This window comes from Alicyclobacillus tolerans, assembly GCF_048984885.1.
Lineage (GTDB): Bacteria > Bacillota > Bacilli > Alicyclobacillales > Alicyclobacillaceae > Alicyclobacillus_I > Alicyclobacillus_I tolerans.
The window spans coordinates 1,177,666-1,196,765 of record NZ_JBMGNK010000002.1; the positions used below are offsets into that span (position 1 = coordinate 1,177,666).

The following is a 19,100-nucleotide window of genomic DNA, read 5'->3' on the forward strand; positions in this document are numbered from 1 at the left end:
GTCTGTTGTGACAGAGAAAAATGTCGTCAGCGCCTCTGTAGGGCGTGCGCTCAGTCATCAGTTGCAGGAAGCAGATTGGCTAGCAGATTGGCGTGAGTCTGCATGGACTTCTTTTCAAACATTAGAAAAACCTTGGTTAGAGAAAACGGATTTGAAGCGCTGTCAGTTTGAAGTTGTAGAAAAAAGTCCTTCTACTGGAAGTCACTTGGAAGCGAGAAAACTGTTTGAGTCTGTAACAGGATCGGCTGTTTTGATTTTAGGGAATCGAATTGAAGCGATTCGCCTGACAGAAGAAGATAAGAAAAATGGCGTCGTCCTCATGAGTTTGCATGAGGCAAGCCATACACATCGTCATTTGCTTGAAAAATATCTGGGAAGTGTAGTTCCTTCTTCACATTCCAAGTGGGCGGCTTTGAATGCGGCTGCATTTCAGGCTGGTGTGCTGCTCTATATTCCACGTCATGTAGAAGTGTCTTCAGACATTCTCATCATTCGCTCGGAAGAAGAAGCTCTAGAGAGTGCCTATCCTCGTACATTGGTCATTGCAGACACAGGTGCTAAGGCTCGTGTGGCAGAGATGCAATTTGCGAAACCTGCGGCTACTTCTGCTGCTGCCACGTCGGATGTGTGGGAAGTGGTGGCTGAGAATGACGCGCGTTTAGAGATTGGCTTGATCGATGAAATTCTTGCAGGACCGTATCGGTTTTATACGCGCCGTGCTAAGTTGGGCAAAGATGCAGAAGTTAACTGGTATGCAGCGAGCACGGGTGACGGTTTGGCTGTGTCCGATATAGAGAGTTTGCTGGATGGCAATGGGTCACGTTCCAACACGCGTGTATTAGGTACTGCGGTGGGGCGTATGCACCATGATTTAACCGCTAAAATGACACATGCCGGACGATATTCGGAGAGTGATATTGTCATGCATGGAGTATTGCGGCAAAAAGCCAATGCGGTATTTCGTTCTTGCACAGAAATTGTTAAAGGTGCTGTGGAAGCGGGTAGTGAGCAGCATGACCGGATGATTCTGGTTGATTCTACGGCACGCGCCGATGCCATTCCCATGCTTCTGATTGATGAGAATGATGTAAAGCGTTGCGGCCATGCGGCCAGTGTTGGGAAAATCGATCCCAATCAGATCTATTATCTCATGTCACGGGGAATTTCAGAAAAATTAGCAACACGCATGATTATCTGGGGATATTTTGAAGAGACGATTCTCAGTTTGCCTGTAGAAGAGGCAGTGCGTGAAGCGTTTGTAGCGCGTTTGGAAAAGGAGTTGGATTGATGATGTTCAATCCCACACAACTGCGCAAAGATTTTCCCATTTTAGATCAAAGCATCAATGGACACCCACTCGTATATTTGGATAGTGCGGCGACATCCCAAAAGCCGCAATCTGTGTTACACGTGTTGCGCCGTTACTACGAGATGGACAATGCTAACGTTCATCGAGGTGTACACACGCTGGGTAGTCGTGCAACGGAAGCCTATGAGCGGGCTCGAGAAAAAGTGGCCGATTTTATTCAAGCGGATCGTCCAGAGGAAATCATCTTTACGCGAGGGACTACAGAGTCCATTAATATGGTAGCATACGGTTGGGCACGTTTGCGTTTACAGCAAGGTGATGAGATAGCGCTGACGCCTGCTGAGCATCATAGCAATTTGGTGCCCTGGCAGCAAGTGGCACGAGTAACGGGGGCAAAGCTGGTTTACCTAACACTTTTGCCAGATGGAAATTTGGATTTGGATGAAGTGCGTAGCAAATTGAGCGATCGCACAAAAATAGTCGCTATTCAGCACGTTTCCAACGTTTTGGGGACGATTCACCCCATTAAAGAAATTGGCGCTATGGCCCACCAGGTGGGAGCGCTAATGGTTGTAGACGGCGCGCAAAGTGTACCGCATATGCCCGTGGATGTTCAGGATTTGGATTGCGATTTTCTCGCTTTTTCCGGTCATAAAATGTGTGGCCCTACAGGTATCGGTGTGTTATATGGCAAAAAGGAATGGCTCGACGAGATGGAGCCAACGTATTTTGGCGGAGAAATGATTGACTTGGTGGAGTTGGAACAATCCACTTGGAAGGAAACTCCTTGGAAGTTTGAAGGTGGAACTCCTATCATTGCTGGTGCGGTAGGTCTGGGAGCTGCTATTGATTATTTGCAACAGGTGGGCATGGAGGACATTCATCAACACGACAGTCAACTCGCCCAATACGCTATGGAGCAATTGTCGAAAATGGAAGGGCTTGAGATTTACGGACCAGCACCAGGTTCACAGCGTGCCGGTTTGGTGACCTTCAATTTGAAGGGTGTGCATCCGCATGATGTTTCCACAGTGCTTGATTCAGAAGGCATTGCCATTCGCGCTGGTCACCATTGTGCTCAACCCTTAATGAGATGGCTTCATCAAGCGGCCACGGCGCGGGCGAGTTTTTATCTTTACAATACAAAAGCCGATATTGATGCACTGGTGTCTGGTTTGGAATCGGCAAAGGAGTTCTTCGCTCATGCAATTGGATGAATTGTACCGTCAAGTGATTATGGATCATTACCAGCATCCGCGCAATCAAGGCAAGTTGGAAGAAGCGGCAGTCAGTGTGGAACTGCGCAATCCTTCTTGTGGCGATGAAATTCGTCTGCAACTACTTTTGCAAGACGGTAAGGTTGAGGATGTGCGGTTTGAAGGTAGCGGCTGTTCCATTTCTATGGCGTCAGCATCCATGATGACGGAAGCCATCAAGGGGCAATCAGTCGATAAAGCTCTTGAATTGGCTCATCAATTTCGTGCCATGATGCGCGGTGAAGAAGTTGATGCGGAAGCATTGGGAGATTTGGAAGCTTTACAAGGAGTGTCAAAATTTCCAGCTCGAATTAAATGTGCGACGTTAGCTTGGCAAGCGTTGGACAATGCGGCTAAGACAAATTCATAAGCAGAATGGTTAGGTTGGATTCATTGAATTCACATGAATGGGAGGTCTACGAGATGGCTAAACCATTGCCGGATATGGAAGAGTATCAATATGGTTTTCGCGATCGCGATATATCGGTTGTCAAATTTGAAAAGGGCTTGACACGTAAGACAGTTGAAGAGATTTCCATGATGAAGAATGAGCCGGGTTGGATGACTGATTTTCGTCTCCGTTCTTTGGATATTTTCTTTGAAAAGTCGATGCCGCGATGGGGCGGTAATTTGTCCGAGCTCGATTTTGATGATATTACCTATTATGTCAAGCCTTCTGAACGAAAAGGGAAGACATGGGAAGAAGTTCCAGAAGAAATTAAGAATACGTTTGATCGCTTGGGAATTCCAGAAGCTGAGCAGAAGTTTTTGGCAGGTGTATCAGCCCAGTACGAATCGGAAGTTGTTTATCACTCCATGCGAAAAGATTTAGAAGAAATGGGTGTTCTCTTCACCGACACCGATACGGCGTTGCGTGAGCATCCAGAGATTTTTAAAGAGTATTTTGGCACGGTCGTGCCTCCGGAAGACAATAAATTTGCAGCGCTCAATTCTGCTGTGTGGAGTGGCGGAAGTTTTATCTATGTTCCCAAAGGTGTGCGTTGTGAAGTTCCATTGCAGGCATATTTCCGAATCAATTCAGAAAATATGGGGCAATTCGAGCGCACGCTGATTATTGCCGATGAAGATTCCTTTGTGCATTATGTGGAAGGTTGTACTGCCCCTGTATACAGCACCAATTCGTTGCACAGTGCCGTGGTTGAAATTATTGTCAAGGATAGGGGCCGTTGCCGTTATACGACAATTCAAAACTGGGCGCCTAATATTTATAATTTGGTAACCAAACGTGCAGTGGCTTATCGTGATGCAACGATGGAATGGGTGGATGGCAACATTGGCTCCAAATTGACCATGAAATACCCGTCTGTATATATGATGGGCGAGGGTGCTAAAGCGATGGTACTCTCCATTGCTGTTGGTGGACGTGGACAGCATCAAGATGCTGGCGCCAAAGTGGTGCATAACGCCCCTAACACAACGTCGACCATTGTCTCTAAATCCATTTCCAAACATGGTGGCAAAACAACCTATCGGGGCTTAGCATCATTTGCGCCAAACGCTGTAGGGAGCAAAGCGAATATCAAGTGTGACACACTGATTATGGATGATGACTCTACGTCGGATACCATTCCATACAATGAAATTATGAATGACGATGTAACTTTGGAACATGAAGCATCTGTATCCAAGGTTTCTGAGGAACAGCTATTTTATCTCATGAGTCGAGGCATTTCTGAGGAAGATGCAACGCGCATGATTGTCATGGGCTTTATTGAGCCGTTTACTCGTGAGTTGCCTATGGAGTATGCAGTTGAGATGAATCGACTGATCAAATTTGAGATGGAAGGTTCGATTGGTTAATACGGCCTGTATCTGCAGACTTGCCAAGATATCTTGGCAAGTCGTGCTTTACAGTCGTTTTTAGCAGGAGGAATGGAGATTTGGGTTGGGTCAAAATCGCTCAATTATCTGAGATCCCGGTTGGACAAATGCTTCATGTAGAAGTTGGCATGGAGGATATTGGTTTGTTTCATACGGAAGACGGTTTGTTTGCTACCTCTGATGTTTGCACACATGCGGCACAACAGTTGACGAATGGTCGGTTGGAAGGAAACATTGTCTCTTGTCCCAAGCATGGTGGTAAGTTTGATGTACGAACAGGTGAAGCAACAGCGTTTCCCTGCTATATTCCACTGCAAACTTATCAGACAGAAGTACGCGGCGAGGAAGTATGGATTCACTTGGATTGACAGCCAGAAAGCAGTCAGGATTTTCACTGAGAAGCAAATGAGAACCTGCACAAAGCGAGGGGATGAACAATGAAGGTATCGAAGCGAACGGAGTATGGTTTGCGCGCTATGGTGGCGATTGCCGAGCGAGCGGGGACGCAGACTCCCGTAGCGTTGCCTACAGTTGCTCTCGAAGAAGGCATCCCAGAGCAATTTTTAGATCAGATTGTTTCCCAATTGCGCAAAGCTGGTTTTCTACGGAGTGTTCGAGGTGTCAATGGAGGCTTTATGTTGAGTCGTCCGGCATCAGAAATTTCTGTTGGCAGTTTGATGCGTTTTCTGGAAGGCTCTCTTTCACCTATGGCTTGCGTAAGTGAGGACAATTTGAGTCCTGAACTGCTTTGTGATCGCGTTTCTACTTGTCATACACGCTCTGTTTGGCTGCGTGTGATGGAAGCTCTGATAGATGCTCTTGATAATTTAACGCTTGCCGACGTTCTCTCTGACAAACCTATTTCGCTGCCTGCCATCTGATTCGAATCTTCATGCGTCATTCCATTCTCTTTGTCAGGTACAGTAAAGTCTTGCAGTATGCGGATATCAACTTCTAGTTGTTTTGAAAAGAAAGAAGCCAAAAAAGAGCCTCCAAATCCACGGATAGTGTGGAGATGGAGGCTTTTTCATGGTAAAGGAAGTGACAACTAGAGAGTTAAAATAAAAATAGTGTTTTGAAAAGTGGATGATTCCTCTTTTTAAGGTTGCTGTTGAAATCCTAAGTCCATCTTCGGCAACTGTTGAATTTTATCGAGTGCAGCATCACGTTCTCGACAAGCGGACAAATAGTCCAAAAAAAGCATTTTAATATCTGGATGTTTGTTAAGAATGGCCGGATCGACCTGAAGATGGTGCTCTTCCCGGTCGTAAGAAATATGAAGATTGGGATTGTAGCCGTAATCCCGCAACGCGCCAAGCAGTCGGTTCAAATTGTCATTAACTTGGATATGCGCTTTGGTCCACTCTTCAGAAGAGTGTGTCGGCATCATATGGTTTACCTTCCCTTCATGTACCGTTCAGTGTTCTTCTCTAGTATACAGGAAACTTGCCTTTCAGGCATCTTGAAAGCAGATAGGACAGTTGACAGCTTATTCATCGAGGTGTACTCTACAAATAGTGAATGACTGTTCATTCATTAGAGGAGGGGAGGGGCCATCGCTAAGGAACGTGATGATGCCAAGCACAGTGCTATCCTGCGAGCCGCGATTGCTGTCATGTCTAAGTATGGGTACCATGGCGCGCAGATTTCTCGCATCGCTAGGGAGGCTGGCGTGGCAGACGGCACAGTATATCTGTATTTCAAAAACAAAGAGGATATTCTAGTGTCCATTTTGCGTACAGCGATTGGTCAGATTGTCGAAGAGTGCGAGCAAAAGCTGCCTCTGAAATCCCATGTGGATGACAAGTTGTCCACGCTGATTCATCTCTATTTCAGTCATCTCGGAGCCAATCCGGCGCTTGCCATGGTTACACAGGTATATCTGCGCCAAGTTGATGCAGATATTCGCAGGCAGGTAGGAGATATCGTTAAGCCTTTTTACAATCTTGTGGATGGACTGATTGAAGAAGGCAAGCAACAAGGTGTGTTTCGTCCGGCTCTCAATCATAGAATTGCACGTCGGATGATTTTTGGAACCATGGATGAAACTGTAACAGCTTGGGTTTTGACTGGAAGTAAATATGCGCTTGCAGATTTATCAAACGATGTGGTTGACGTACTCTTGCATGGCTTGCATCAAAATTGCGAGCAAAAGAAAATAACGTCCACAGGAGGAGAATAAACGTTGAAAATTCTGGTCTTGGTTAAACAAACCTTCGATACGGAAGAAAAAATTCGTCTTCAAGATGGGCAAGTTCAAGAAGATGGTGTCCGTTTTGTCATTAATCCTTATGATGAATATGCGATTGAAGAAGCTATCCGTATTAAAGAAGCTGGTGACGCCGAAGTGGTGGTAGTTTCTGTAGGCCCGTCACGCAGTGAAGAGGCCCTGCGTACAGCATTGGCGATGGGTGCAGATGAAGCCATACTGGCAGACGATTCTGAGCTGTTTGGTGATGAATATTCCGCTGCGAAAGTTCTCGCGGCGATAGCTCGTAAAGATCAATATGATCTAATTATTGCCGGCAACCAAGCCGTTGATGACGGTTCGGGTCAAGTAGCAGTGCGATTGGCTGAAGAACTTGGCATTCCGCATATCTCTACGCTGACCAAGCTTGAAGTGAACGGCAATGAAGTCATTGGTCATCGTGACGCAGAAGGTGATGAAGAAATTGTCAAGGCTACTCTGCCAGTTCTCGTAACAGCTCAACAGGGCTTAAACGATCCACGATATCCTTCTCTGATAGGTATTCGCAAAGCTGGGAAAAAACCGCTTACGCACGTGACTTTGGCAGATCTCGGTTTAACTGCCGAGGAAATTGCCAGAAAAAGCGAAGTGGTTGAAACTTTCCTGCCACAGCCTAAAACCGCTGGCAAGATTCTATCTGGAGATTTATCCCAACAAGTGAGTGAACTAGTAACAGCATTGCATTCTGTAGAAAAAGTGATTGGTTAAATTTCTGAAGGAGGATACTGGAATGAGTCGAAAAGCACTGGTTGTTGCTGATGTACGTCATGGAAAATTGCGCAATGTGACATTGGAAATGCTCGGAGCAGCAACAAAAGCTGCCGAAGGTGGGGAAGTGGCTGTAGCTCTCTTGGGGCATCAAGTGAGTTCTTTGGCAGAAGGACTTGGCAAGGCAGGTGCCGATCGCGTTTATGTGGTTGATGCGCCAGAACTTGAGAAATATACACCTGGCGCATATCGTAAGGCTTTGATGGAAATTTATCGAGTTTTCTCTCCTGAACTTATCTTATTGGCCCATTCAGCCATAGGTAAGGATTTGGCTCCCATAATCAGTCAACGTCTGGGTGTGGGACAGGTTTCAGATGCGATTGCTGTCGAGTTGACCAACGGCCAATTACAGTTTACTCGTCCCATTTATGCTGGCAAAGCATTTACAAAAGTTGTTGTTAAGAGTAACCCTGTTGTCGCTACTATTCGTCCCAACAATCTTGCTCCGCTTGCAGAAGATGCAGGTAAAGCGGGAACCGTGGAAGCCCTCTCTGTGTCTTTTGAACAACAGGATTTGGCAACCTTAGTTCAAGAGATTATTCAAAAGGCATCGACTGGTGTGGATTTGACGGAAGCGAAAATTATTGTCTCCGGTGGCCGAGGAGTGAAAAGTGAAGAAGGTTTTGCTCCTTTACGTGAACTGGCTGAGGTGCTTGGAGCGGCAGTTGGCGCATCTCGTGGTGCTTGCGATGCAGGCTATTGCGATTACTCTATGCAAATTGGTCAAACAGGTAAGGTAGTCACACCCGATCTTTATATCGCCTGTGGTATTTCAGGTGCGATTCAACATTTGGCCGGTATGTCATCGTCGAAAGTGATTGTGGCAATTAATAAAGACCCTGAAGCGCCCATCTTCCAAGTGGCCGACTACGGCATTGTGGGTGATTTGTTTGAAGTAGTGCCCTTGATGACGGCAGAGGTTAAAAAATTGTTGGCATAACGCTCACTCAGTAGATGGTTTACCGTACCCAATAAAATCAGGGCTGTTCCAAAAGAGTTTGTTTTACTTTGGAACAGCCCTGACGTGTTTTGAGATTTTTCTCGTTACCTCTGTCCAATCTTTTTAAGGAGCGGACGACACTTGGTTGGCTACCGATTGAACTGAGAGGTAACCATTGCTTGCGTTATATGGAAACGCAGGCTGAGGACGGAAAGTATAATAACCCACAACAATAATGGCGATGACAAACAGAATTTCAAAAAATCTACGCACCAGTGCCCCCCCTTTCATCTCTACAAATCACGTATGTCCTTTTCTACAACAAATCTATTTTAACATGTTAAGATGGTGCTATGCATCTATCAATGAAGTGTCATGAAATGATGATATTGGCTAAGAAAGGCGGCAACTCATGGCTAAGTTTGATCCGCTCGATTGGACTCATCAATGGGATGATTTTGAAATGTATATGTATCTCGACAATGTAGGGGATGGAGAGGAAAAACCAGGCATACGCATGCAGGTATCACGTCGTTGTCTGGAAGATGGTGCAGAGCAGTGGGAGCTTTTGTATGATCGAAAAATTGCTGATTGGCCAGCAGGAATCTTAATCGGTGAAGTGAACAATTCATTGGAAGAACAGGTGCTGCGCGAATATTTGGATAGTCATCCATCATTAGTAGAAGATGAGAAGCGGTTTTTAGCTGCATTTCTTCAGGATGAAGGCAGTCTGGATGTGAACTAGCTTAGCGCAGAGAGAGGGGTTTGGGATGGTGGAACATACGCGTGTTGAGATTTCCGATCTGTTTCGCTTGCAGGTTGTTAAACGGCCTATATTTTCACCGCAAATGAATTGGATTGTCTTTGAGCAAACTCGGCCTGATGTGGACAAGGATGAGAATATAACTCATCTTTACGCATATCATCGTTCAACCCATACCATCAAGCAGTGGACCCAATTAGGACGGTCTAATTCTCGAGCTGTTTTTGCCCCTGATGAGAGCAAGTTATATTTCCTCTCTGATCGAAACGGATCGACACAAGTATGGTGCATGCCACTGAATGGGGGAGAATCTTATCGGATGACTCGTTTTTTACGAGGCATTTCCGATATTCAGTTAGATGCGCAAGGTGAATGGATGTATGGATTGGTGGATGTACCGGAAGACGGGGAAATAGAAATTTGGCCAGAAGAGTTGAAGGATACAGAAGTAAAAGACTGGATTCTGGAACAACAAAAATCTTGGTCGGCACATAGTAAGCGTTTTCGTAGATTGTACTATAAAGCGGATGGCAGAGGCATTTTATCTCCTGTATTTCGTCAACTCGTTCGGATTCATCTGCAGAGCTCAACCGTGGAAGTTATGACTGAAGGTTCATATGACGTTTCTTCTTATGCCCTTTCCTTGAAAAACAATGCCGTCTATCTTGCATCCAATCGCCGTTCTGATGCAGAAATAAGTCTTTGGCGCGATCTATATGAACTTTCTTTATCTGAACGGAAATTGACGCTGCTCAGCCAGGAATGGGATGTTCATAGTCTTTCCGTATCACCAGATGAAACTGCACTGGCCGTACTTGCTCATGGCAAAGAATACGGCAATGCAACTTTTGAACGGCTTTATCGTTTTGATCTGAAAACTCGTCAGTGGACGAGTTTAATGCAAAATTGGCAAGAAGCTACAGGCAATCACAACATGAGTGATCTGCGTGCGGGAGTTAGTCTTCCGCCGCCGCTATGGTCGGAGGATGGGCGTTGGGTATATCTGCTCGTCACTCGCCAAGCTATGACAGAGTTGGTGCGGGTGGATGCCCAAACTGGCGAATTGCAACGCATGGTAGGTGGACGGCGAGATCTTTACGGTTTTGATGTCAAGGCAGGCCGTGCTGTCTATGTTTATACTGACGTGAAAACACCGTGTTATTTGGCAGAATGCCAACTGGGTCAGGGACTGCCAGCTTGGCCAGTGCGTCAGGAAACGGACAGTATGGACGAAGGGGAAACCAACAGTTTTCCGAATGACGAACAACAGGTTTATTATCCGAATGCTTGGGCAACTTCGATGAATTGGGTAGATGTGCAACCGTTTTGGTATAGTGCTGCGGATGGTTGGCGTTTGCAAGGATTTGTCATGTTACCTCATCATTCTGACAAAATGGTGGATGGCAAAGTGCCAGTTATACTAGAAGTTCACGGTGGCCCACAGGCAGCATATAGCTATTCTTTTTTTCATGAATTTCAATATCTCGTAAGTCAGGGTTACGCTCTTGTTTTTGTCAATCCTCGCGGCAGTGTGGGGTACGGGCAAAAATTTGCTGATGCTGTCCAGGGCGATTACGGTGGTCAAGATATGCAGGATATTCTTGCCGGCCTTGAAATGGCTTTGCGACAACATGATGTGCTTGACGACAAGCGAATTGCGATTACAGGTGGCAGTTACGGTGGTTTCATGACCAACTGGATGATAGCTCATGATCATCGTTTTTTTGCAGCCGTGTCGCAACGCTCCATTAGCAATTTTGTTTCCTTTTACGGCGTAAGCGATATTGGACCTTTTTTCACTGAATCGGAATTAAAAGGTGACGTTACGGACAATGTGGAGACACTCTGGCGGCAATCTCCACTCGCTTATGCAGCACAGGTTCGCACGCCTCTGCTCTTGATTCATTCGGAACTGGATATGCGCTGTCCGATTGAACAGGCTGAGCAGTTTTATACGATTTTGAAAAGATTAGGGCGTGAAGTGGAACTGTTGCGCATACCTGAAGCCAACCATGATTTGTCTCGTAGCGGTAAACCTTCGTTAAGAAAAGAAAGATTAGAAGCGATTTTAGAATTTATCGACAGGCACTTGCCTGTTGTGGCAGAATAATGTTAATTGCGTACATGAAGGTGAGCCAATGGCGAAAAGAAACAAGTTGAAGTCTGCTTCTACAGTAAACCATCGTGATGAATGGAAACCTGACTACGCCATGGATAAAATGGAGCCGGTAGCAAAACCTAAAAAAAACGTTATACCGGAAGAAAGCGCACGTTTGGAAGAGTTTCTTTCAGCAGCAGTGGCGGAGAAACTGTCCGCTCTAAAAATGACTGAGAAGCCAGATGAAGATACTTCGCTTCGTATAAGTGACAAGTCGAAGAAAGAGAAGCAGATTCAGACTCGTTCTGCTAAAGAGAAATTAGAAGAAAATCCAGATGCCACTTTCGCGGAGTTGTTTGATCCGGCAGAGGACGATCATCAGTCTTTTGAAGAGTTGCTCAAAGACTCTGCTTTAGACTGGAGGCATTTTAAACAGGGTGGCGAATCATGAGCAAGTATAGTTTTCATAAAATAAGTTTCCTGCCATTATCACCACAACCTTGCAAGCTATGCAAGATTTTCGAAAAACCACGATGTTCATTCTGGGGCGGCCCTCTGGGTCGTCCCTTTCTTATGCTAAAGCAACAGAGTAATAGAAAGGGGACAAATAGAAATGGAACAGCAGAAAGTATACTGGTTGAACGGAACAGACATGACTTTGGAAGAATTAGAACGGATCGTCCAAGGGGTTTGGCAAGTTGGTGTATCACCTGAGGTTTGGGCAAAGGTAGAAGCAAGTAGACAACATATTGAACGCTGTATTGCTGAAAAACAGGTGGTTTATGGGGTGACAACCGGTTTTGGCAAGTTGGCAGATGTGCCTATTCAGCAAGAAGATGTGGCTAGATTACAAGTCAATTTAATCCGTTCCCATGCTATGGGTGTCGGTGACTCCTTTCCTGTGGATGTGGTAAGGGCATTACTCGTATTACGGACGAACGCACTGGTTAAAGGTTTTTCTGGTATTCGCAGGGAGACATTGCAACTGCTCGTCGATTGTATCAACCGTCGTGTACATCCTGTTATTCCTAGTCAGGGTTCCTTGGGCGCCTCAGGAGATTTGGCGCCGTTGGCGCATATGGCGCTTGTGTTGATGGGCGAAGGTCAAGCTGAATATCAGGGAGTGGTGATGGACGGAGCGGCTGCTCTGCAAAAAGCGGGTTTACAACCAGTACAATTGACAGCCAAAGAAGGGCTGGCTCTGATTAACGGAACACAAGCGATGACAGCAGTTGGTGCGTTGGCAACATTGGAAGCTAGACGCCTGGGTTTAGCCGCAGATGCTGCACTAGCTTTGACCATGGAGGCTCTTGGTGGCATTACAGATGCTTTCTTGCCAGAACTGCACTCTACACGCCCCTATCCTGAGCAGGCTGAAGTGGCTCAAAGGATTCTGGGTTTATTGAGTGGCAGCAGACTCACCACTCATCAGGGAGAGGTGCGCGTGCAAGATGCGTATTCCTTGCGTTGCGCACCCCAGGTTCATGGCGCGAGTTGGCAGGCTGTTCATTATGTTGAAGACAAACTTGCCATTGAAATGAACGCAGTAACCGACAATCCCATAGTTTTACCGGATGGGCGAATTCTTTCTGGCGGTCATTTCCATGGGCAGCCTATGGCACTTGCTTTTGACTTTTTAAAATTAGCCGTAGCGGAATGGGCAAATATTTCCGAAAGACGTACTGAACGACTGGTTAATCCTCAACTTAGCAATCTTCCAGCTTTTTTGGCGGGTGAGGCAGGTTTGGAATCGGGATTCATGATCATTCAGTATGTTGCGGCAGCTCTTGTATCAGAAAACAAAGTATTGGCTCATCCAGCTTCTGTTGATTCCATTCCGTCTTCTGCCAATCAGGAAGACCATGTTTCCATGGGGACCATTGCGGCTCGTCAAGTAAGACAAATGGTGCACAACAGTGCCCGTGTCGTGGCGATAGAGCTTATTGCTGCGACACGCGCTCTGCTGATGAACAGGTGTCAAGAACAGATGGCACCTGCTACGTTACGTATTCTCGAATTTGTAACCGAGCATGTTCCATTTCGGCTGGCAGACAGTTCATACAGCGCCGAAATTGAAAAGTTGGCCGAAGTTCTGCTTTCTACACCTATTCCAATGGCCCATTCGTCATTCCAGGAAGGAATTTAATCTCCAGTCTCTGGCCAATTTGTATTTGCTTGATGAACGTTTGGCTCAGGCGTGGTTGGGTGGTTTGACTCCATGTCTGAGCGGGATTTAGGTAAATAACGAGAAACGGGCACTGCCAGTCTGTCAATATCAAGTGCTGATTGCAGCAGATGGCTATCCAACCCGAGCTGTTGCCCTGCCTCCAGTAAGCTGCAATTATTTATCAGTGCCTGATGAACAACTGCTGCTGCACGTTCGTAGCCAATAGCGACGTTTAATGCAGTAGCTAGAGACAGACTGGATTCAGCATAATGACGTGAAACATCCGTATGGAGAATCAGCCCTGCCACTCCTTGCTCTGCAAATTGTTTGACGGCATTGGCTAAAATAGTCATGGCATGCAGAGCGTTTGCTGCCATGACTGGCATCATGACGTTAAGTTCCAGTTGTCCGGCCGATCCGGCCAGAGCAATGGTCGATTGACAACCTTGCACCTGGAAGACTACCATGTTCATCATTTCTGCCATAACTGGGTTGACTTTGCCGGGCATAATTGAGGAACCAGGTTGTACGGCAGGAAATTCAATTTCTGCCAATCCAGTGCGTGGTCCAGAAGCCAGCAGACGTAAATCGTTGGCAATACGACCAATGGCCTCTGCCGTCCTTTGCAAGATGTTCCCGTAATATACAACTTCATCAGGATTTTGATTAAAGGTGAAGGGATTAACCGGGAGGCAGAGAGCAAGCTGTGTTCTTTCTGCCAGATAAGTTATGGCTTGTTCTGCAAAACCTGGAGGAGTATTGATACCCGTTCCTACAGCGTTTCCACCTAAGCCAAGTACCGCCAGTGCGCTACTAGCCTCATTTAACCATACACGATGGCGTCGAATGTTTTCGGCGTATGCCAAGAAACTGTCAGCTATACGCATAGGTACTGCATCTTGGAGATGTGTGCGCCCAGCTTTGACTGCAGAACCTGCCTGATGGGCAACTTTAGCTAGAGTGGTTTCCAAAATAGCCAGAGACGGATCGACCAAACGTTGATGTGTCAAAAGCATGGATAAATTCATAGCGGCGTGAATGGTATCGTTGGTTGACTGAGATTTGTTGACATGGTCGTTAGGATGGACGGCTAAAGGTTCTTCACGTGTGCCGCGGAGAATTTCTGAAGCGCGTGTAGCAATCACTTCATTGACATTCATGTTTTGCGAAGTACCTGCGCCTGCTTGATAGATGTCAACTTGAAACCATTGATTCCACTGGCCTGCAATGACTTCATCAGCAGCTTGACAGATGGCTGCTGCCAGTTCTGGTGACAGGGCGTGAAGATGAGCATGAGCTTTGGCCGCGGCCCATTTGATGAGTGCTTGCGCTTCTACAAAAATAGGCGGCAAACGGAGTCCACTAATAGGGAAATTGCGCAAAGCCCGCGCAGTTTGAGCTCCATAATAGGCATCAGCGGGAATTTCCATTTGACCGAGCGAATCATGAACAGTTCTTCTTTCTTTCATTTCATACCCTCCAGAGCCACGAACCAGGGATAAAAAGACAAGTGAAATTTTGGAATATTATTTATTTTAGTCTATCCGCCTTAGACCAGTTCTATGTGAAGTCGAATCAGTTTCAGATTAGAATGGAAATGTTGTGAATCATGGTGGTCTATTATCATTATTTACATCATGCCCAATTGGCATTGATCGGCAATCGTCTTGCAGGTGAGATTTCGATACGGTGAGGGATAATTGATATGGAAAATGACGCCGATATCCATTATGTGCAGCCGAAAACAGCACGTGGACAACGACGGGTTCAAAAAATTCTCAATGCTGCTGCTGATCTGATTGTTGAAGAGGGTTTAGATACCTTAACAACCAATGCTGTGGCCAAACGGGCTCAAACCTCTATAGGCTCAGTTTATCAATTTTTTCCAAACAAAGAAAGTATATTGTTGGCATTAGCCGATCAATACCGTATGGATTTAAATCATATTCTCGATGAATCTTTGGAAAGGACACTCCATTCCTGCAATTTTTCTGAGCAGTTAGACAATCTCATTGAAAAAATTGTTTTATACGAAGTTCATCATTTAGCGCTTGGTGTTATTTTTCAACCTTACAAGGGAATGGCGACAGATTTATTGTTCAACGAAGTTATGTCGAGATTGGTTAGACTATTGACGTTATGGGCACCCCATATGTCGAGGGAAGAGAGTCATTTGCATGCGGATATTTGTTTGCGGGTCATGGTAGCCTTACTGCCGGTTACACATGATAAATCGGAAATTCGGATGGATGGAGTACGGGAGTTAAAAAATGTTCTTAAAAATTATCTCATGCCTCTTTTAAAGAATTGATTCGGATAGTCTCGATGGATTCATCTAAATTTTGATTTTGATTCACTGAGTGGTCAGCAGCTTCTTGCAAATATGATCTTATATTCATATAATAAAAATATGAGTAATTGCTCATGTTTAGATTGGAAACGTCATTCTATGCCGATTTAACAGTGAAAAGAGGTTCCATCATGGAAAAACTTTCAACCTTTCCTCAACCTAAGAAATTTGGGCTGCTTGGAAATTTGCCTCTGATTGATAAAGATTCTCCCAGTTCTTCTTTTGATCATCTGGTGGACGAGTGGGGTCCTAATATAAGGCTTGAACTTCCAGGCCGATCATTCATTGTTACGAGTGACCCAGAAATTGTAAAAGAAGTTTGCGATGAGACTCGGTTTGATAAAAATATTGGCCATTTACTCCATGTGCGATCTTTCGCAGGTGATGGCCTGTTTACGGCTTGGACTGAGGAGATCAATTGGCAAAAAGCACATCGCATACTTTTGCCAGCATTTAGTCAACCGGCCATGAAAGCTTATCACTCCAAAATGGTGGACATCGCGTTGCAGTTGGTACAGAAATGGTCACGGTTGAATACGGATGAAAGTATTCGTGTGCCGGAAGATATGACCAGATTAACGCTTGATACGATTGGCTTGTGTGGTTTCAATTATCGATTTAACAGCTTTTATCGAGAAACACCCATTCCCTTTATATTGAGCATGGTTCGGGCATTAGACGAGGCCATGCATAAAGGCAATCGGTTACCTATTCAAGATCAGTTCATGGTTCTTACCAAGCGCCAGTTTGATCGCGATATCCAAACCATGTTTTCTTTAGTAGATAGATTGATATCGGATCGGAAAAATGCTGGAGATAAAGGGGAGAACGATCTGCTGGCAAGAATGTTGAATGCCACTGATCCGGAAACTGGGGAATCCCTCGATGATGCGAATATTCGCTATCAGATGATTACATTTTTGATTGCTGGACATGAAACTACCAGTGGACTTTTGTCTTTTGCTATTTATTTTTTGTTAAAGCATCCTGAAGTTCTTCAAAAGGCGTATGAAGAAGTGGATGCGGTATTTAAAAGCGAAGTTCCAACTTATCAAGAGGTACTGCAACTGAAATATATTCGCATGATTTTAAATGAGGCATTGCGCCTTTATCCAACAGCTCCAGGGTTTGCGCTTTATGCAAAAGAGGATACTGTGGTTGGTGGCAAATACAAGATACAAAAAGGTGAGGTCGTTTTCGTTCATATCCCCAAACTTCATCGCGATAAAAAAGCATGGGGGGAAGATGCGGAAGAATTTCGTCCAGAACGATTTGCGGATTTAAACCAAGTGCCTAATCATGCCTATAAACCGTTTGGTAATGGTCAACGAGCATGTATTGGCATGCAATTTGCGCTTCATGAAGCAAGCTTAGTGCTTGGCATGATTTTGCAAAGATTTCAACTGATAGATCATATGAATTATCAACTCAAAATTAAGCAAACATTGACCCTCAAGCCAGACGATTTAACCATTCGCGTACAGCTGCGAGAGGCTACCAACTCTCTTCATATGGCAGAATCCCAATTGAATTTAGGTGTGGAAACCAAGAAACAGGAAGAGCCTCGTTCGTCTGTGCCTAAGATTTTAGGTGTCAATCAACGACCACTACTCGTGTTATATGGATCTGACATGGGAACAGCTAGTCGGATTGCCAAAGAGCTTGCAGATCTGGCCCAATTCCAGGGGATTCGCAGTGAAGTTGCTCCTGCAAACCAATATATAGGAAAATTGCCTACAGAAGGCGCATTGCTGATTATTACGTCTTCTTATAACGGCAAACCTCCCAGCAATGCCAGGGAGTTTGTTCAATGGCTGGAACAAGTAGATGAAGGACAACTCAAGGGAGTCAACTATTCGGTACTCGGTTGCGGCGACCATAACTGGTCAAGTACGTATCAAGCGGTTCCGCGTTGGATTGACGAAAAGCTTGCCGAAAAAGGGGCTAACCGATTCTCGGCTCGCGGTGAAGCTGATGCTAGCGGTGATTTTGAAAAAGATTTGGATAACTGGAAAGCTCAAATGTTGGCGGATGCAGTGAAAACATTTAACTTACAGATTCGGGAACAGGAGGAGAAGGATCAAGGCACTTTAAACATCCAGTTTGTTAGTGGATTTGCAAAAACGCCACTGGCTGAATCTTATCAAGCGTTTCATGGAGTGGTCGGTGACAATCGCGAACTCCAACATGTCGGTAGCGGAAGAAGTACGAGACATATCGAGATCGAACTGCCTGCAGATGTTTCTTATCAAGAAGGCGATCATCTAGGCATTTTTGCTTGCAATCGTAGCGAAAACGTAAAACGAGTCATAAAACGTTTTCACTTGACGGAGAGCGATCAATTAATTTTAAGGGCGAGTGGCTCCGGTGCCTCTCATTTGCCGTTAAATCAGCCAGTTGCTTTGGTCGATCTTCTTCAGAACAGTGTTGAACTTCAAGAAGCGGCGACACGCGCTCAAATCCGTGAAATTGCCTCTTATACGCTATGTCCACCGCATAAACGAGAGTTGGAGAATCTGTTGGAGAAGGGTATTTATGAAGAACAGATTCTCAAAAAACGAGTCACTATGCTCGATTTGCTTGAAAAATATGAGGCTTGTGAAATTCCTTTTGAACGATTTTTAGAACTTTTACCGGCACTCAAACCACGATATTATTCAATATCCAGTTCTCCGCGGATAGATCCTCATCGACTTTCCATTTCCGTGGGTGTGGTTGCAGGCCCAGCATGGAATGGTCAAGGCGAATATTATGGAGTTGCTTCTCATTATCTAGCTGAACGTCAGCCGGGAGAACATGTGGTTGCCTTTATTCGCACGCCAGAATCAGGCTTTCAACTTCCTGAAAACCCTGAGACTCCTATTCTTATGGTGGGAGCGGGGACTGGCATCGCTCCTTACCGGGGATTTTTGCAAGCTCGATCTGTTCTACAAAAACAAGGTAAATCGTTAGGTTCGGCCCATCTTTACTTTGGATGCAGAAATGAAGCGGATTTTATTTATCGTGAGGAATGGAAAGAGTTTGAAAGGAACGGCCTTGTCAAGCTTCACATGGCATTTTCCCGTAAGGAAGGAATGCCTAAAACATATGTTCAACATTTACTGGCTCAAAACGCTCAAGAAGTGATATCCATTCTGGAAAAGGGTGGACGGCTATATGTTTGTGGAGATGGAAGGAAAATGGCACCTGAAGTAGACCAAGAGATGATTCATAGCTATCAAAAGGTGTATGGTGTTCAGGAAAAAGATGCTGAAAAATGGCTGCAGCAGCTCATGGACAGAGGTCAGTACGTCAAAGATGTATGGGCCAATTAAGTTGGATGTAGCTTATGCACAGTTGGGTTAGCTGGTGAAATCTGC

General features: G+C 45.3%; 18 protein-coding genes. 15 read left to right on the forward strand and 3 right to left on the reverse strand.

Going from position 1 to position 19,100, the window contains the following annotated elements; all coding sequences use genetic code 11:
* The first annotated feature begins 7 nt into the window (after positions 1–7).
* From ACOJUR_RS05810 to ACOJUR_RS05835, 6 genes are all read left to right on the forward strand, one after another.
* Positions 8–1,288 (forward strand): SufB/SufD family protein, encoded by a 1,281-nt coding sequence (locus ACOJUR_RS05810; protein ID WP_072872851.1) that lies wholly within the window; start codon positions 8–10, stop codon positions 1,286–1,288.
* Complete coding sequence (locus tag ACOJUR_RS05815) at positions 1,288–2,526, forward strand: cysteine desulfurase (protein ID WP_420949503.1); 1,239 nt, start codon at positions 1,288–1,290, stop codon at positions 2,524–2,526. Before ACOJUR_RS05810 ends, ACOJUR_RS05815 begins: the two co-directional genes overlap by 1 nt.
* Positions 2,513–2,935 carry a Fe-S cluster assembly sulfur transfer protein SufU gene (sufU, locus tag ACOJUR_RS05820; protein WP_072872852.1) on the forward strand — a complete coding sequence of 141 codons (423 nt, stop codon included), beginning with the start codon at positions 2,513–2,515 and terminating at the stop codon, positions 2,933–2,935. Before ACOJUR_RS05815 ends, sufU begins: the two co-directional genes overlap by 14 nt.
* A 53-nt stretch (positions 2,936–2,988) precedes the next feature.
* Positions 2,989–4,386: a Fe-S cluster assembly protein SufB gene (gene sufB, locus ACOJUR_RS05825; protein WP_072872853.1), complete on the forward strand. Its 1,398-nt coding sequence runs from the start codon at positions 2,989–2,991 to the stop codon at positions 4,384–4,386.
* An 80-nt stretch (positions 4,387–4,466) separates the two neighbouring features.
* Positions 4,467–4,775 (forward strand): non-heme iron oxygenase ferredoxin subunit, encoded by a 309-nt coding sequence (locus tag ACOJUR_RS05830; protein WP_072872854.1) that lies wholly within the window; start codon positions 4,467–4,469, stop codon positions 4,773–4,775.
* A 69-nt stretch (positions 4,776–4,844) separates the two neighbouring features.
* A complete protein-coding gene (locus ACOJUR_RS05835) occupies positions 4,845–5,288 on the forward strand; it encodes an RrF2 family transcriptional regulator (protein WP_420949504.1) in 444 nt (147 codons plus the stop codon).
* A gap of 218 nt (positions 5,289–5,506) precedes the next feature.
* Here ACOJUR_RS05835 and ACOJUR_RS05840 read toward each other — a convergent pair whose 3' ends face one another.
* Complete coding sequence (locus tag ACOJUR_RS05840; RefSeq protein ID WP_238413511.1) at positions 5,507–5,797, reverse strand: hypothetical protein; 291 nt, start codon at positions 5,795–5,797, stop codon at positions 5,507–5,509.
* 204 nt (positions 5,798–6,001) lie between these two features.
* Here ACOJUR_RS05840 and ACOJUR_RS05845 point away from each other — a divergent pair, with 204 nt between their 5' ends.
* The 3 genes from ACOJUR_RS05845 to ACOJUR_RS05855 are packed head-to-tail and all read left to right on the forward strand — an operon-like array spanning position 6,002 to position 8,363.
* Positions 6,002–6,589 carry a TetR/AcrR family transcriptional regulator gene (locus tag ACOJUR_RS05845; protein WP_278247826.1) on the forward strand — a complete coding sequence of 196 codons (588 nt, stop codon included), beginning with the start codon at positions 6,002–6,004 and terminating at the stop codon, positions 6,587–6,589.
* Positions 6,590–6,592: 3 nt separating this feature from the next.
* Positions 6,593–7,363, forward strand: a complete 771-nt coding sequence (locus ACOJUR_RS05850; RefSeq protein WP_072872857.1) for an electron transfer flavoprotein subunit beta/FixA family protein — start codon at positions 6,593–6,595, stop codon at positions 7,361–7,363.
* Between the two features lie 22 nt (positions 7,364–7,385).
* Complete coding sequence (locus ACOJUR_RS05855; RefSeq protein ID WP_306953075.1) at positions 7,386–8,363, forward strand: electron transfer flavoprotein subunit alpha/FixB family protein; 978 nt, start codon at positions 7,386–7,388, stop codon at positions 8,361–8,363.
* Positions 8,364–8,486: 123 nt separating this feature from the next.
* Here ACOJUR_RS05855 and ACOJUR_RS05860 read toward each other — a convergent pair whose 3' ends face one another.
* Positions 8,487–8,636, reverse strand: coding sequence for a hypothetical protein (locus tag ACOJUR_RS05860; RefSeq protein WP_165611920.1), 150 nt, complete (start codon positions 8,634–8,636; stop codon positions 8,487–8,489).
* Between the two features lie 139 nt (positions 8,637–8,775).
* Between ACOJUR_RS05860 and ACOJUR_RS05865 the strand changes: the two genes are divergently transcribed.
* From ACOJUR_RS05865 to hutH, 4 genes are all read left to right on the forward strand, one after another.
* Complete coding sequence (locus ACOJUR_RS05865; protein WP_072872859.1) at positions 8,776–9,108, forward strand: hypothetical protein; 333 nt, start codon at positions 8,776–8,778, stop codon at positions 9,106–9,108.
* 25 nt (positions 9,109–9,133) lie between these two features.
* Positions 9,134–11,236 (forward strand): S9 family peptidase, encoded by a 2,103-nt coding sequence (locus tag ACOJUR_RS05870; protein ID WP_420949505.1) that lies wholly within the window; start codon positions 9,134–9,136, stop codon positions 11,234–11,236.
* Between the two features lie 28 nt (positions 11,237–11,264).
* The gene (locus ACOJUR_RS05875; protein WP_420949506.1) at positions 11,265–11,675 is read left to right on the forward strand and encodes a hypothetical protein; all 411 of its coding nucleotides are present in this window, start codon (positions 11,265–11,267) and stop codon (positions 11,673–11,675) included.
* 162 nt (positions 11,676–11,837) lie between these two features.
* The gene (gene hutH / locus ACOJUR_RS05880; protein ID WP_072872862.1) at positions 11,838–13,370 is read left to right on the forward strand and encodes a histidine ammonia-lyase; all 1,533 of its coding nucleotides are present in this window, start codon (positions 11,838–11,840) and stop codon (positions 13,368–13,370) included.
* On the opposite strand, the gene ACOJUR_RS05885 is transcribed toward hutH, so the two are convergent.
* Positions 13,367–14,860: a lyase family protein gene (locus ACOJUR_RS05885; RefSeq protein ID WP_420949507.1), complete on the reverse strand. Its 1,494-nt coding sequence runs from the start codon at positions 14,858–14,860 to the stop codon at positions 13,367–13,369. The two genes, hutH and ACOJUR_RS05885, sit on opposite strands and share 4 nt — an antisense overlap.
* Positions 14,861–15,096: 236 nt before the next feature.
* Here ACOJUR_RS05885 and ACOJUR_RS05890 point away from each other — a divergent pair, with 236 nt between their 5' ends.
* Positions 15,097–15,702 carry a TetR/AcrR family transcriptional regulator gene (locus tag ACOJUR_RS05890; protein WP_306953068.1) on the forward strand — a complete coding sequence of 202 codons (606 nt, stop codon included), beginning with the start codon at positions 15,097–15,099 and terminating at the stop codon, positions 15,700–15,702.
* A gap of 170 nt (positions 15,703–15,872) precedes the next feature.
* Positions 15,873–19,055 (forward strand): bifunctional cytochrome P450/NADPH--P450 reductase, encoded by a 3,183-nt coding sequence (locus ACOJUR_RS05895; protein ID WP_420949508.1) that lies wholly within the window; start codon positions 15,873–15,875, stop codon positions 19,053–19,055.
* The last annotated feature ends 45 nt before the right edge of the window (positions 19,056–19,100 follow it).